The organism is Methylophilus sp. OH31, assembly GCF_000576615.1.
GTDB lineage: Bacteria > Pseudomonadota > Gammaproteobacteria > Burkholderiales > Methylophilaceae > Methylophilus.
Map to the genome: position 1 here is coordinate 1 of NZ_BAUS01000011.1, position 15,187 is coordinate 15,187.

Consider the following 15,187-nt stretch of genomic DNA (forward strand, 5'->3'; position numbering starts at 1 on the left):
ACTTCATCATCTTCGTCATCGACGATATAGGTATCGTTGCCTTTGCCACCCTCCATACGGTCAGCACCTGCACCGCCATCCAGAACGTTGTTACCAGCATTCCCTTTGATGACGTTATCTAAACCATTACCGGTGCCATTGATGGCGGCAGTGCCAGTCAGTTCCAGGTTCTCAATGTTTGCGCCCAGCGTGTAACTGACACTGGCTTTGACCAGGTCAGTGCCTTCATTAGAGTCTTCGGTCACGATATCAGCGATGTTATCGACGATGTATGTATCATTGCCCGCCCCACCGATCATGGTATCGATTCCGGCGCCGCCGTTAAGGGTGTCGTCGCCAGTACCCCCGGTCAGGATGTTCGCGGCGGCATTGCCGATCAGTGTGTTGCCCAGGTTGTTACCTGTGAGGTTGAGCTTGGTTGAGCCTGTAGCAGAAGCATCAAGGATCTCGATGTTGGCCCAGTCATTATCCAGGGTGAGAGTTGCTGCTGTGGCAAGCGTAGCTGTGCCACGTAGTTTGATGGTATCGATCCCTTCGTTATTGCCGTCGAGTTCTGTGATAGAGTCATCAAACACGATGTTGCCGGCAGAGACCTTGAGGTCAAGCATATAGGTATCATCACCGAGACCACCGATAAGAGTATCTACACCAGCCCCGCCATCAAGGATATTGTTAGCATCATTGCCAGTGAGAGTGTTGGCGAGGGCATTACCTGTGAGGTTGAGCTTGGTAGAGCCTGTGTCTAAGGCATTCAGATTCTCGAGGTTGGCACCGAGGGTGAGGGTAGTTGCATTGGCCATGGTGCTGAAGTCTGTGCCACTGAGTAAGCGCAGTTGCACGGTATCACTGCCTGCATTGGTGGCTTCAGTGATGGTATCTTGCAGAGCGACCTTGAAGTTAGCAGCGGTAGTGCCTGTACGAACGAGGTCGACGATGTATGTATCATCGCCAGCGCCACCGATGAGTTTGTCTACGCCTGCGCCACCGTCAAGAGTGTTGTTTTGGCTATCACCTGTAATCGTGTCATTACCTGTTAAGTATGAGCTACTCAATAAGAAGCTGCTTAATGTTGAGAAGTCTGTACTGGAACCGGCACCTTGCAGTATTGATTGCAGGTCTGCAGCATCAATCAGTGCATTGCTGATACTGAAGCTTTTGCCATCTGGAGAGGTATAACTGATTGAGCTAATTGTTCCGCTGGTAATTACCTCGTTGAAATCAATGTTAAGTGTTCCAGTTAGCGTCAGCTTTCCACTTGATGGATTAACTGTTGCGGACGTAATTGTGCCGCCATTAATGGAGTTATTAAATGTGGGCGAGTATGTAAATGAGCCCTTGATAATATAGTCAGTTACAGCAGCATCAGAATGTGTAAGCGAGCTAAACGTACCGCCATTAATAACGTAACCCCAGACTGTGTTCGATATATTGATGCTTCCGTTGAACTCATATTTTTCACCAGAGTCCGTGAGTTTTACGTAAGTAGCTCTAGGCGAACTACCTAAAAAGTTACTTCCTTTTACAGAAATATCATAGCTGCCCCAACTTCCGTAGCCTGTGCTATTACTACCATCATAAAAGTAAATTGACTGGGATGCTAAGCTTGTCAGTGTGTTATCCGTGTCTTTAACTGAATCTGTGATGTCGCCAAAGCTATTAGAAAAGTCTTGTAAGTTAATAGACTGCCATTGGTTAAATTGCACCTGCATTATTGTTTTTCCCTGTTTGTTTTTTTGCATGACAATACAGGGATTTACAATTAATCACAATAGTCCGTTTGTCTTGTTTTATTAAACTGTTATATTGCGCATAAAGAGTTGATTAGGTAAGTTTAAATGCTAGAAAAGTTATTAGCCGCCGTGGCGAGCTGGATTATCGCTGTCATTGCCAATATGGGTTATGGTGGCATCGTATTGTTGATGGCGATTGAGTCTGCCTGTATCCCATTACCTTCAGAAATTATCATGCCATTTGCCGGTTTTCTTGTGAGCAAGGGAGATTTAACCTTATGGGGTATCGCTCTGGCGGGTGCTATAGGCTGTGTGGTCGGGTCGATTCCGGCGTATTACGTGGGCTTGTATGGTGGCCGTCCATTAGCGGAAAAGTATGGCAAGTATGTGTTGATCAGTAAAAAAGACCTTGATATGGCGGACCGCTGGTTTGAGAGTCATGGTGAGATCATTATTTTCATTGCACGGTTACTGCCTGCGGTGCGTACATTTATCGCTTTCCCGGCCGGGGTGGCACGTATGAACATGACGCGCTTTGTGCTTTATACCTTTGTGGGGTCATTGATCTGGTGTTTTGTGCTTGGTTATGTTGGCATGAAAACAGGCGAGCATTGGGAGGACTTGAAAGTCTATTTCCATGAGTCACATTACGTGATTGCTGCCTTGGGCGTGGTGTTCTTGGCCTGGTATGTGCGTCGGCATTTCAAAAACGAGGCAGAGTAATCAGTCAGTTTCAAACAGTCACAAAAGTTCTGTGGGAATGAAAACGGGACACCTTGGTGTTGTAGGTAACTACGTGTGAAAAAGTAAAAAGGCCGTCAACCGGCCTTTTTATTTAAGCAGGGCACCAACATGATTGTCTGCGTCATCTAATGCGCAACACCATGCCAGTACTTGCAGCTTTTAGGCGAGCATGGTTTCTGCCTCTGAGCTGTCAGCCTGATCATCATCCGCAACGGCTACAAGCGCTAACAGGCTGAGGTCTGCATGCACAATCACATACATTGGGGTCGAAGGGTCTACAGTGGCGTTGGCAGCCACACTTGCCAACATGAGTGCGCTGCAAGCGAATACCTTTGATAATACAGATTTCATCCATCACCCCACTGAATTGATATTGAAATAAGACTCTATCAAAGCTAGGCAAGAGATTTAAATAGCTCTTTAAGGCCAACGATTTAACAATTTAAATGGTGTATCCAGGTGAGCGGCGTCCTGTGGGTCGGTATTTGAACGGTCACAGAGCGCACTTACTTCCACGTGACCACTTGCGACAAGGCTCTACGCGTTTTCGCTTTCGGCTCGTGTTTACGGTAGCCAAAGGCGACCATATAAGCCAAACCATACTCTTGCAAATTAACGCCGAATTGCTCTGCCAGCAGGGCGTCAGTTTCTTTTTGTTTAAAGCCTTCAATCGGGCATGAGTCTATGCCGCGCATGGCAGCCACCGTCATCATATTTGCCAATGGCAAATAGCATTGTTTGCTGGCCCAGTCGAACAGTTTTCGTTCATCCGTAAGGTCAAAGTCCGATTGCTGGAACTGTTTGTAAAAGCCCAGGCGCATCTTGGCGATGTCTTCCGGGTGGTGCTGCACTTCACGCATAAACTGTGGCAGGTAAGGGCTATCTGCATCCAGGAACGGCGATTTCATCGCCAGGCACAACACAAAATGGCTGGCTGTATCCAGCTTGAGCGGTGCGCCCCAAGCGTGTTGTTTGAGGCTTTCGCGCAGTGCCTTGTCTTGCACCACGATAAAATGCCAGGGTTCAAAACCGAATGAGCTGGGTGAGAGGCGGGCAGCTTCTAGAATGAGCTCAAATTCTTCGGCGGGAATCTGTTTACTGGCATCAAACTCCTTACAGGCATGGCGGAAGTTAAACGCGTCCAAAATAGCTTGTTTTTCTATCATCATGTTTCCTCAGGGCATCTCAACAGGCGCTAATTGGCCTGTGCTTAAAAATAGAATTGCGGTTTTAACCGGCAGGCCCTCCGCTCGGAATAACTGCGCATAGTCAGCCAATTGCAATTTGAATGCCGTGGCTAATACGATGAGATCATCCTTGGCTGATACTGGCATGGATTTATAGTCGACAATCCAGCGCACGCCATCGGCGACAAACGTCCGGTCTATGATCTTTTTGCCTGCACTGAGTTGTTCAATCGCCAATTCTGAGGCGGCTTGTGTATGTGGCTGTAATACCCAGCGCCCCTCTGTGGATTGCAACGTGGTTGTTAACAGCGTTGCCACCTGGCTCGCACCCTGGCTTGCTTCGCTGTCCGTATAACCCTGTTGTTTAAACCAACGCTGCATAGGGGGATGCAGCGACAGAAATGCATTTTTCTCATGCGTTTGCCAGGCCGCTAACCCTTGTTCAGCCACCAGTTGCAAATACAAGTGGGCGAGAGTGCCGATATCAGCCTCCAGTCGGCTGGCCTTACTTTCACTGGCTTCCGCTTGGTAGCCTGTAATTGCTTCGTGCTGGCTGGCCTGCAATATCGCAGGCGTGCTGGCCTCGCGTAAGCGGATCAGCTTGGGCACAAATTGGCGAATATCGGCTTCTTGCTGCGCGTTGGGATAGCGGCTGACGATATCATGTTCGTTGGTAAACCACGCTTGGATAGCAGGCCAGAGCAGGTGCAGAAAACTGTTTTTGCGTGCTTGTGGTTCGCCGCTTTTGTCTGGCTTGGCGGCACCCAGTAAATGCAATTGCCGCTCGGCGCGGGTCGCTGCCACATACAGCACGCGTGCATCTTCATAGCTGGCGCGGGTTTTATCCAGGTCGTTTAAATAGTCATAGGTGGTGATGCTAACCTGCTGGCGTTTGAGCACTGTGGGCACAAACGGTGCGGCGACCAGTTCGGTATGGCCATTCTCCATGGGGACTTCTTCCCAGATCACCAGCTTGGCGTCATCGGGTGGGTTTCCGCCATCCAGTCCGGGCAGGATCACGGTGTCAAACTCCAGCCCTTTGGATTTGTGGATGGTCATAAACTGCAAACTGGCATCGGCTTTGGCGTCTGGGGCGGCGTAGAGTTTTTGCACATCTTCAGCCAGTGCTTGCGGATTAAACTGGCCGTGTTGTTCTAACGCGGCGATACGGGCAAAAAAGGCCTGCACATCCTGCACATCACTTTCATTCCACAGACAATGCGCGCCGCCCAGCCGCAGCCAGGTGTTATGCACCCAGCGGCTGACCGAGGTGCGGCCACGCCAGTGTAGTGCGCTTTGCATCACGTCGCGCACATGGCGGGCGCGTGCCTGACCATCTTCACTCAATCGCGCAAGTACTTGTTCATTTTGCAGCAGGCTGAGCACACTGCGTTGGCCATCCTGTCCAATCAACGCATGCATATCGGCCAGCGTCAGCCCGCACCAGGGTGCGCGCAATAGTGCCAGCCAGTGCACGCGGTCGGCGCGTTGATGCAGCGCATGCGTCAGCGTGAGCAGGTCCTGCACAATCTGGCGATTGGCCAGCTCTTCAATTTCTACCGCCTGGAAGCTTAACTCGCTGTGGTTCCTGCGCATTTCCGTCACCAGTGCATGTAAATGTTTGCGCGCGCGCACCAGCACGGCAATGCTGGCGCCAGGTTTGTCGGCGCGTGTTTGCTGAATGATGCGGATAATTTGCTCGGCTTCCAGGTGGCGGATATCGGCCGGTTCTTCGTCTTCGCTATTCACTGGTGTGATCAAGGGGTGCACAAATACACCGGCACCTGTGGCCTCGGCGCGCGTGGCAACAAATGGCCGGTAAGCAATGGCGCCTTGCTGTGGCGCATCGTGCGCTGGCAGCATGCCAGCAAAGGTCTGGTTGATCCATTCCACTACAGGCGGACAGGATCGGTTATTGCGCCACAGTTTGAGCGGTGTCAGCGCAATATCGGCGATGCCGTGCAACGCTGCATTGAGGAACAGGCCGACATTGGCTTTGCGGAAACGGTAAATCGATTGCATGGGGTCGCCAACAGCAAACAGCGTACGGCCATCGCCCGGCTGCCAGCCGCGCGTCAGCGCCTTGAGCAGGTCGATCTGCATCGGGCTGGTATCCTGAAACTCATCGACCAGTAAATGCTGGATGCGGTAATCCAGCCGCATGGCCAGCTCGGTGGCTTCATCGCCTTCTTGCAGTGCCTGAAACGCGCGTTGGGCGATTTCGACAAAGTCGACTTCATTTTGCGCCTGAAAACACAGCCACAATTGCGCGGCGGCAATATTCAATAACTGGCTCAGCGCCTGAATCATGGCGTCGTCTGCACCGTCAGCATCCGGTAACAGGCGGATGCGTGCCAGGTAACGTTCACTGTCGCTGTGCTGAGCAAGGCCTGCCAACAGTTCAGTCAGGGCTTCTTTATAGGGCTTGGCCTCGTCGGTCGCTGGCAAGCCCATGTTTTTATCCAGCCGTTTGCGCAAGCCACCACTACTGGTGAGCAGCAACTCTGTCAGCGCGCGCCAGGCAGGCAGGTCCTCGATGCTGGCAGTCAATGGTATTTGCCAGTCCAGTAAAGCCGATAACGCATGCTCAGGCGGTAATTGGCTGGCCGCGTAACGCGCAATCGGCATCAGCGCTTGTTGCAGGCGGGCAGGGATGGCACTCAGCGCTGCTTGCAATTCGCTTTCTATCAGATAAATCAAGGCCGTTTGTGCCTGCGTATGGTCTTTGGCCTGACTTAAATGCAGCCATTGCTCACGCTTGGCCAGCATGGACATGAGCAGGCTTTCCAGCCTTGCCTGGTCATTATCCATATAGCGCAGCACGCGGCGCACAGGTTCGCCCAAGCCGTCTTCATCCATGGTTTGCAGCGCCAGGCCAGCTGCTTCACGGTAATACGCCCAGGCATCTTCGGTGACGGCCGGTTGTGTGCCAAAACGGCTCAATAAGGGCATTTGGCGCGCCAGGTTGGCGCACAGCGAATCGATAGTGTAAATGCGCAGGCGCGCCGGGCTTTCCAGCAAATGCCATTGCAATTCAGCTGAACGCTGCAAGGCTTGTTGCCCCAGGGCATAAGTGATTTGTTTATGCGGTGCTTCCGGCGGCACGCCAGCCGCGGCCAGCAACAGGCTATCCAGGATACGCGCCCGCATTTCCGACGCAGCCTTGTTAGTAAAAGTAATGGCGATAATTTCTTCTGGTGCCTGCACCGTTTGCAGCAGCTTGAGAAAGCGCTGCGTCAGTAGCTCGGTTTTACCGGCACCGGCCGGGGCTTCGACAATAAAGGATTCGATATCCAGCGCACGCTCACGGTTGGCCGCATCCAGCGCCAGCGCTTGCTGGAAGTCGGACTCAGTCATTTTCATGCGCCGCCTCCCGCCTGAAGGTGCTCAAATTGCAATTGCCGTTCTGGCAGACGCAACAAAGGCAACACATCGCAATAGTCCAGATCTTGCTCCGACTCAAATACCACGGCGGCTTCACCGGCTTTGAGTGCTTGCGCCGTACGCGTAATCTGGGTGTGCCAATGCGCCAGCACCGATGGCCAGTCAGGGAACTGTGCAGGGTCAAACAATTTATTCTTCTCGTGGTTAAAGGCTTTGATGCCGGGCACGATGTCGTCTTCGGCGGCAACACCGGCAAAGCCGCCATCGGTCAGTCGCAGCTTGCCAAAGCAGACGGCGGCAATGTCGGCATCTTGTAGCAGAAAGGCGGCATAAATCGGTAATTGTGGTTCGCTGATTTTGTCCGACGCCCAGTTTTTAAAATCGGGCATACTGCCGGTTTTGTAATCCACCACCACCAGGCGGCCATCATCCAGCGTATCGACGCGGTCAATCACCAGTTTGATCTGTATGCCTTCAATCAGCGGTTTGTAGACTTGTTCGACTGAGGTCACAGCAAATGCTTGCGGACGTTCGCGTTCCACCTCCCATAACCAGGTCAGCGCCAGCTTACTCAGGCGCTCGGCTTCCAGTTGGCAAAACACGACAGAGAATGGTTGCGCGAACTCAGTATTAAACGCAGCGATGACCTCAGCCGCAATCTGGTCGAGTTGGGTTTTTAAAGCTTCTATATTGACGGCCTGCCAGGCTAGTGTCGATTGTTGTGACCAGAATGCGGCCAGTACGCGGTGAATCAGGTCGCCGCGTTGCATGGCATCCAGCCCGTTATGCGGCGTTTCTAGTTTGCGTGCCTTGAGGCGGTATTGATAAAACGCCCAGGCCGGGCAGAGCGCCTGCGCGCGCAGCAAACCTGTGCCGCCGCTGATATGTTCGCCTTCCAGGATGGGCGGGGCCTGATGGTCATCCAGCCATTGCCAGTCTTGGGTGCTATTGCCTGCCAGCGTTTCCGCCAGCGTAGCGGCCCCTGCGGTGGCAGTTATTTCCGGGATGGCCTGGATAAGCGGGCTCATACGCAGCAAACGGTCACCATCCTGGCGGGCCGATGAAAAAATGACTTGTTTGGCCGAGCGTAACAGTCGCTGGTGAATCTGGCTGGCAAACGCCATTTGCACTTCGCTGCTGGTATTGGGCGTGCCTGCCTGCCGTTGTAATTCAGCTGGAATCAGCGCGTTGGTGCGTGACAATGGCGGCCATACATGGTCGTTCATGCCCATCACCCATACGCCATCCAGCGGCTGTGCACTGGCTTCCAGCATGCCCATGACGGTGATATTCGGTAATCGCACGGTTTGCGGCTGGAAAATTTGTGCCTGGCACAGTTGTGACAGCCTGTGTAAGGCGCTCATGGCATCGATAGGCCCTAACCAGCCATCGAGCGCCGATAGTTGCGTCAATACCGCTTTAAATTTGGTCTGGCATTGATGTTCATGGCTGGATAAGCCGCGCTCGCCCGGCCAGTGCGTGGCTGTCAGCAGTTCAGTAAAACTTGCCACCCAGGCAGAAGGGACTTGCTTGCGTGGCGTTTGTTTGGCCTGCGTTAACAAGCTGGCTAGGTCTGCGTGCAGCGCAGGACACAGAATCGGGTATTCATCCTGCTGCTTGCGCGCCACAAAGCGGGCAAAGGTATAGGCGTTGACTTGCAGCGGCAACTGGCGGCGCATTTCGGCATCCAGTGCGGCGCGCGCGTCGGCTTCATAGAGTGCTTGTGACCAGTAAATATCAGCCAGTAACGCAGACAGTTCGGATTGAGGCAATGGCGTGGCCTGGAATGCCAGGCGCAGCACATTAAGTGCGCTATGCACTAACGGCCAGCGACTCAACGGCAGCCCGAGTGAAAACTCATAACAGCGGGGTGATTCTGCCTGCGCTGGATGCAGGGCTTCGGGGTGGAAGGTATCGTCGAGCAGGTTGGCCAGGGTTTCGCGTTGGCTATCCAGGTCGGGTACGACCATTGCCAGTTTTGCTTGCGGATCGGCGGCCAATTGTTGCTGCGCCCAATGCACTGCCGCGCGCATTTCGTCCATGGCCTCGGCAAATGTCATGCGTTGTGTCTGTTGCGCAGGCACACTGTTGTCAAACGTTGTTATCTGCACGCCTGCGGATTGCAGTATGGTGATGAGTGTCTGCACATGCGGGTTGATACGATCAAATCCAGCCAGTTGTATGCTGGTAGGCAAGGGCAGTGCATGCTGACTGAGTTGTTCGAGCTGCCAGGTCTGGTAACGTACACTCTCCAGAGTGCCACTTTGCTTGCACAAGGTTTGGAACTGTTGGCGCCAGTGTAAAAACTGCCGTGTTTCCTCGCTGATTGTCGCCATGTCCAGGCTGATATTCCACTCAATCAGGTAGCGGTTGGCCTCCATGGCTGCGCTGGCCAGGCCATTGGTATTAAATAAATCGATAGCCGCATGCTGGCGTAAACAGTGCTGAATCGCCTGTTCCCAAAGCAGTGCTTCTTGTGTACTGGAAAGCATGCCCAGCGGCGCTTGTGCGATGTCGATTTGCCCACACAAGATGGCGTACTCCAGGCGCTGGTTGAGCCAGTCTTGCAACGGGAATACCTGTGGCGCTTGCCATTGTGACTGGCCTTGTTGCTGATAGGTTTGTTGTAACCATTGCCGGATGCCTTGTGCCAGACGTGCCGAGGCGCAGAGAATCACAGGTGCGGTGTCGGGATTGGCAGCAAGAGTCATGAATAGATATCGGCAGGAATTATTATGTTCAGCGCAACATTTTATAAGATAATGCGATGAACAAACGATAAAAAACTTGCGGAGTAGTGACATGTCGGCTTTTGCCAAATTTTTAAAATGGGTTTTCTGGATTCTCCTGTTGCCGGTCGTACTGCTTGGCCTCTATACCTGGGGCAGCCTGAGCTGGGTCTACTCTGATGGTGAGCGCATCGGCTATGTGCAAAAGCTGGCTCATAAAGGCTGGGTGTGTAAAACCTGGGAAGGCGAGTTGGTATTGGTGACTGTGCCGGGCACACAGGCCGAGAAGTTTTACTTTACTGTGCGCGATCCTGCCGTGATTAGCAAAGTGAATCAACTGGCCGGGGAGCGGGTACGCGTGATGTACAAAGAGCATAAAGGCGTGCCTTCAAGCTGCTTTGGCGAGACCAGTCATTATGTTTATGATGTGGATGTCATTAAAGATGATTGACGCGTAGCGTGTCACTTTTTGTTGTTGCCAGCTTTATTCAGGCCTGCTGCTGGTCGGTTGAGCGTTTGCCACGGGCAGGCGAGTCAGTGGCAGCGACTGCTATGGCTAGCGAGACTGGCGGTAAAGGCTTCAATGTGGCCGTGGCCGCCCGTCGACTGGGAGCCCCAGTATCGGTCATTATCGCGCTCGGTGAAGATGCCGCAGCAGAGGCTGCTTTGCAAGTGTTGCAACAACACGCTATTGCGCCGATTTACGTTTACCGGCTGTCGCCACAATCAGGCCATGGCGCAGGCTTGATCGGCGCCGACGGCGCCAATATGGTCAGTGTCTATCTTGGCCCTAACCGATTGTTAACGGCAGCGCATGTTGCCAATGCGGCGGCCTCTATACAAGCGGCAACACTGGTCTATGCACAGTTTGAGACTTCATTGGCGGCGATTGAGAGCGCTTTTGCATTCGCCAGGCAAGCCGGGCGGCAGACTGTATTGAATCCTTCTCCCTGGCAGGTAATTCCGCCTGCTCTACTTGCGCAGACCAGCATGCTTATATTAAATCAATCTGAGGCAGCACAGTTGCTGGCGTGGCCTGCCGAGCTTGTAGCGCAGTCGCCTGAGATCACAATCAATGCATTACAACAAGCGATCAGCCGGTTTTACCAAACGTGGTCAGGCGAGTTGCTGGTGGTGACGCTGGGGGCATGGGGTAGCGTGGCCATGACGCAGGCCGGGGAGTGGGTTATTTCCCCTGCGTTTGCAGTTGCGGCAGTCGACACGCTGGGGGCCGGGGATGCTTTTGCTGCGGCGCTGTGCGTGGCCTTGGCGCGTGGAGATGCGTTGCCACAAGCATTACAGTTTGCCAACGCTTGCGGCGCTATCGTTGCCCAACAGCCGGGCGTGCTGGGCGCCTTGCCAGACGCCGCGCAGGTCAGCACATTCATGCATCAGCGCCAGGCTACACTTCCAGTTTGATCCGGTAAGTATAGGCATCACCACGGAAGGTGCCCTCCACGTACTCCACCAGTTGCTGCTGTTGCGAGTAAGACTTGCGTTTGAGCAGCAAGCACGGGCTGCTTTGCCTGAAATCAAACACCCTGGACTCTTCATCGCTACTCATCACGGCTTCTATCGATTGCTCCGCCCAGCTCAGCTTAATGCCACATTGCTGCTCGAGGTGGTTGTATGCCGATCCCGAGGTATCCCAGTCTGCCATGCCAGGCGCCAGTGTTAAATCATACCAGGCCACTTCGCGCGTCATCGGCACTTCATTGCCCAAGCGGATTCTGATCAGGCGCAAGAATGTCGAGGTAGAGGGGCGCTGGAAAATAGAGGCGATGGTACGGTCAGTGACTACCTCATGCGAAACAATGCGTGTCGAAGCGGTAATGCCTACTTCACGCATTTCTTCGGTAAAGCCTTTTAATTTACCCAAGGACGGACAGATTTTTGGCGCTGCTTTGACCAGTGTGCCTGCACGGCCATCGCTATCAATTTGTCCACTGGCACGTAACTCTTCATAGCAGCGGCGCACCGTTGTTCTACTGAGGTTCAGTGCTTCCGCCAGCATACGCTCTGAAGGCAAGCCGCTGCCATTTTCAATGGCCCCGGTTTCAATCAGCGTCAGGATATTGCGTTTGAGCTGTTGATAGTAAGGTTCAGAGGTCTTTTCACTGACCTTGAGCCTGGCAATCAATTCATCGTAATCATGCATCATCTCTGCATTATAAAACGACAAATCAATGGATGCGCATGCATTTCCGACGGTAACTTGTTAACTTAATTATTTATATTGTAAATATTTATTGCATTTATAAATCCGTTATGGAACCATATAGATACCAAAAAAATACCATAAAGGGAGAGTGCCATGACTGAGATTCAACAGAAGTACCAAGCGCTGGGAGGCGAGCAGGGGCCGTTAGGCCGTGCAGTAAACGAGGAGCAAGCCACGCCTAACGGCTTAGGTTTTTTTCAGGATTTTGAACATGGCATGATTTTCTATCATGCTGATTATGGCGCGCATGTGTTGTCTGAGGCGGTAGAAAACAAGTGGAAATCCAGCATGCTGGCCAATGATATGGTGACAGGGACGCAGCAGGCAATCCGTGATTACATGGGGTTTCCTATTTCAGATACGCTGCCGACGGGCGAGCGCGGTGAGGCCTGCTACTTTGAGCGCGGCATGATCGTCGTCAGGGCAAGTGGTAGCAGTGTGGTCATCTATGGCGAGTGTTATCAGGCATATCGTGCGCATGGTGACCTGCAGGGGGCGCTGGGTTTGCCGTTGAATGATCAGAGACTTTCCGCTGGCGGTGGTTATGCCGTGCAATGCGATCAGGCCGATATTTACTGGCATCCAGCAACAGGCGCGTTTGAAGTACACGGCGCCATTTTGCAGAAGTACCGCAGTATGGGCACAGAAAATGCATTTCTGGGTTACCCAATCAGTGATGAGCAGCCGGTATTCAATGGCAGCCAGCAAATTGGTGCAGTGAGTCATTTTCAATCCGGCACCATTTACTGGAGTGCTGCAACCGGGGCGCATGAGGTGCATGGGGATTTGCTGACAGCTTACCAAACCCACCATCATGGCCCGGCGGGCGAGCTGGGCTTCCCTCTCTCAGATGAAACCAATTCGCCTAACGATGTATGCCGTTTCAATAATTTTCAACACGGCATTTTGGTGTGGCAGGCGGCGAATCGACAAGTCAGTTTGATTAACCGGCTCAAATTGGTGGTCACCCGGCTGGAAACGGATGAAGACGATGATGACTTACTGGTACGTACGCAAGTGCTGATTGATCATGTGCAAGGCCAGCAAAAACGCTTTGAAAAGCAGTTTGGCGAATATTCTAATCAAGGCACCAAAACCTTCAGCAACCCTGATGAAGGGTTTATTTGTGATTGTCCCATCAATGATGGCAATGCCATTTTAACCGTCAATATGCAGGCGTTTGATGTTGACGCTGGCTTGAACTTCAACGATGACCTGATTGCACAATTCAGTAAGTCATTCGGCATTGAAACCCTATGGGATAGCTCTTTGCCAGACCTGCAAGGCAATGATCTCGGGTCGTTTGCGCGTGGCCCGGATGGCAAGTTTCGCGCCAGTTTTACCGTGTTTACAGATCAGCGTGTGGTAGACCCGACCGATAGCAGCCATTTCAGGGAAAACCTGTTCTGGAGTTTTAAAAATCCTAAGATTGCCGAGCTAAGTTTTGACACCTGTGCTGCTACCTTTAGTGATCTTGAGGCCGATGATACCTGGTTGTTCCATCCGTTTAACAAGGCATTTTATGAAACGGTGTACAAAGGCGCAGCCAAAACCGGTACTTGTTTTGGCATGTGCCTGGAGGCTATTTATGCGTTAAAAGGGGTGTCCAGTTCACGGCCATTTATTTCACAATATGGTTTTGATGCCCAGCGTACCAGGGATATTTCCATCAAGTTCGGTTATCAACTGGGCGGTAGCCAGGTGGGCTACATGATTGATGCGATCAAAAGTGGCCGCATGTGGGATCCGGTACAAAACTTTGAGTTTTCGCAAGCGGCGTTTGAGCAGAAAAACTATAGTCTGTTGTGTTTATCCGAAGATATCTCGCCGGTGGGCGGCCATGTGGTGCTGCCATATCGCTGGGAAAAACGCAGTGATGAAGAGTGGCGTATTTATGTCGCCAATCCCAATTCGCCTTTCCCCAAAAGTAACAGCAATGAAGGCGGGGATAAGGTGATTACCATCAACCCCAAAACTAATACTTTTGTCTATCAGCATGGCAAAGAGAAAACGTGGAAAGGCGGGCAGGGCTTGTTTAATGGCGGGCGCATGTTTGCCATGCCGTTTAGTGAGTTATCGACGCAGCCAAGAACACCGTTTTGGGAAGCATTTTTGACCTTTATTACCGGCGGCATGTATTTGATTTTTGCCAGTGATTCGAGTGAGCTGGAGCAGGTCAGCAATGAGCAAGGTGAGACTTTGATCAATGCCGATGGCAGCTTGAATACTGATCGGGTGACGCGTATTAAAAACTTGTTCCCGGTTGAGCACCACGCGCAGAGAACATTTTCTGATGTCGCCAGACAAGTAGGCAAAATCAAAACCAGTCGCAATCTGAGTCAATTGTTTAAACGTCAGCAGTTTAATCTTTATTATCTGAACCAACCTTTAGTGCGCGGCAAGATGTATCCCGATGTGGTCTTGCATGTGAACCCCGACTTGGTGAGAACATTTCCCCGGCAGGCGCCAGAACAAAGCTCAACTGCGCAGCGTATAGGCAAACTGTCGACCAAGTTTAAAACCGGCATTCATACACAGCCACTCACTCACTCCGCTGCCAGCGATACGACACAGACAGTCGCTCGTGATGTCAGCGAGCATGTACAGAGTTCGGCGATGTTGGGCGAGGTATTGCGCAATAAACGGGCACTGACACTGAAGGTACGCAATCAAGCGCAGGGCGATTATCAACTGGGGTTTATCTCGGGTGGAGCAAAGCTGATGTTGACGGCCAATTCAATACAAAATAGCAGTGATATGGTCACCTTGTCTCTGGCTGGTAGCCGGCAACAATCATTTGTGTTTCAGGCAGGCGATCAAACCGCCAACAAGCAACTGACGCTCACGCTCACCAGTTACGATAACCAGCGCCGCTATGAGCTCAGTGGGCTGCAACTACAAGCACAGCAAACCATACAATTGCAACATGATAATGCCTGCCGCAGTGTACGTTTGCAAAGTGCTGGCCAGCCAGTGGCGTTTGACTTGAAAGTGTTTGTCAATCATCAATCCGCTGCTGCCATGAGTAAACGCGTGGAGTTCCCGGCGGATGTGGCCTTGAACTTCAGCCCGCTGGATTGGACCGCACTGGAGCAAGGCGCGGTGGATACTGCATTAGAGTTGCAGTTGATTAATCCATTGGATGGCAAGTTAATCGAAACCAGACGCTTGTAAGACATGGCGTGACGTCAG

10 protein-coding genes are annotated in these 15,187 nt (G+C 52.3%); 4 read left to right on the forward strand and 6 right to left on the reverse strand.

Annotated features, from left to right (window positions below):
• Positions 1 to 1,052 (reverse strand): calcium-binding protein (locus OH31_RS15145; protein WP_162148557.1); only part of this gene is annotated, 1,052 nt, incomplete at its 3' end.
• A gap of 783 nt (positions 1,053 to 1,835) precedes the next feature.
• Between OH31_RS15145 and OH31_RS12375 the strand changes: the two genes are divergently transcribed.
• Positions 1,836 to 2,453: a DedA family protein gene (locus tag OH31_RS12375; RefSeq protein ID WP_024930972.1), complete on the forward strand. Its 618-nt coding sequence runs from the start codon at positions 1,836 to 1,838 to the stop codon at positions 2,451 to 2,453.
• A 180-nt stretch (positions 2,454 to 2,633) separates the two neighbouring features.
• On the opposite strand, the gene OH31_RS15045 is transcribed toward OH31_RS12375, so the two are convergent.
• The 4 genes from OH31_RS15045 to OH31_RS12395 all read right to left on the reverse strand — a co-directional run bounded on the left by OH31_RS15045 (position 2,634) and on the right by OH31_RS12395 (position 9,756).
• Positions 2,634 to 2,825, reverse strand: coding sequence for a hypothetical protein (locus OH31_RS15045; RefSeq protein ID WP_148296216.1), 192 nt, complete (start codon positions 2,823 to 2,825; stop codon positions 2,634 to 2,636).
• A 155-nt stretch (positions 2,826 to 2,980) separates the two neighbouring features.
• Entirely contained in the window at positions 2,981 to 3,643 is a 663-nt protein-coding gene (locus tag OH31_RS12385) for an NAD(P)H-dependent oxidoreductase (protein WP_242402282.1), read from the reverse strand.
• A gap of 6 nt (positions 3,644 to 3,649) precedes the next feature.
• Positions 3,650 to 7,024, reverse strand: coding sequence for an exodeoxyribonuclease V subunit beta (locus OH31_RS12390; RefSeq protein ID WP_024930974.1), 3,375 nt, complete (start codon positions 7,022 to 7,024; stop codon positions 3,650 to 3,652).
• On the reverse strand, positions 7,021 to 9,756 hold the full coding sequence (locus OH31_RS12395; RefSeq protein WP_024930975.1) for a PD-(D/E)XK nuclease family protein: 2,736 nt from the start codon (positions 9,754 to 9,756) through the stop codon (positions 7,021 to 7,023). Before OH31_RS12395 ends, OH31_RS12390 begins: the two co-directional genes overlap by 4 nt.
• Positions 9,757 to 9,847: 91 nt before the next feature.
• On the opposite strand from OH31_RS12395, the gene OH31_RS12400 reads away from it, so the two are divergent.
• Both OH31_RS12400 and OH31_RS12405 read left to right on the forward strand, forming a co-directional pair.
• Complete coding sequence (locus OH31_RS12400) at positions 9,848 to 10,225, forward strand: hypothetical protein (protein WP_024930976.1); 378 nt, start codon at positions 9,848 to 9,850, stop codon at positions 10,223 to 10,225.
• Positions 10,226 to 10,233: 8 nt separating this feature from the next.
• Positions 10,234 to 11,193, forward strand: a complete 960-nt coding sequence (locus tag OH31_RS12405) for a PfkB family carbohydrate kinase (RefSeq protein ID WP_242402283.1) — start codon at positions 10,234 to 10,236, stop codon at positions 11,191 to 11,193.
• Here the strand turns inward: OH31_RS12405 and OH31_RS12410 are convergent.
• Complete coding sequence (locus tag OH31_RS12410) at positions 11,177 to 11,935, reverse strand: GntR family transcriptional regulator (protein WP_235273160.1); 759 nt, start codon at positions 11,933 to 11,935, stop codon at positions 11,177 to 11,179. The genes OH31_RS12405 and OH31_RS12410 overlap by 17 nt on opposite strands.
• Positions 11,936 to 12,088: 153 nt before the next feature.
• On the opposite strand from OH31_RS12410, the gene OH31_RS12415 reads away from it, so the two are divergent.
• Positions 12,089 to 15,169: an LGFP repeat-containing protein gene (locus tag OH31_RS12415; protein WP_024930979.1), complete on the forward strand. Its 3,081-nt coding sequence runs from the start codon at positions 12,089 to 12,091 to the stop codon at positions 15,167 to 15,169.
• Positions 15,170 to 15,187: the final 18 nt, after the last annotated feature.

What these genes read in the sequence shown, in the direction of transcription:
- OH31_RS12400 (WP_024930976.1), top strand. Translation starts at nt 9,848, where the DNA reads ATGTCGGCTTTTGCCAAATTTTTAAAATGGGTTTTCTGGATTCTCCTG.
- OH31_RS15045 (WP_148296216.1), bottom strand. Translation starts at nt 2,825, where the DNA reads ATGAAATCTGTATTATCAAAGGTATTCGCTTGCAGCGCACTCATGTTG.
- OH31_RS12390 (WP_024930974.1), bottom strand. Translation starts at nt 7,024, where the DNA reads ATGAAAATGACTGAGTCCGACTTCCAGCAAGCGCTGGCGCTGGATGCG.
- OH31_RS12410 (WP_235273160.1), bottom strand. Translation starts at nt 11,935, where the DNA reads ATGATGCATGATTACGATGAATTGATTGCCAGGCTCAAGGTCAGTGAA.
- OH31_RS12395 (WP_024930975.1), bottom strand. Translation starts at nt 9,756, where the DNA reads ATGACTCTTGCTGCCAATCCCGACACCGCACCTGTGATTCTCTGCGCC.
- OH31_RS12415 (WP_024930979.1), top strand. Translation starts at nt 12,089, where the DNA reads ATGACTGAGATTCAACAGAAGTACCAAGCGCTGGGAGGCGAGCAGGGG.
- OH31_RS12385 (WP_242402282.1), bottom strand. Translation starts at nt 3,643, where the DNA reads ATGATGATAGAAAAACAAGCTATTTTGGACGCGTTTAACTTCCGCCAT.
- OH31_RS12375 (WP_024930972.1), top strand. Translation starts at nt 1,836, where the DNA reads ATGCTAGAAAAGTTATTAGCCGCCGTGGCGAGCTGGATTATCGCTGTC.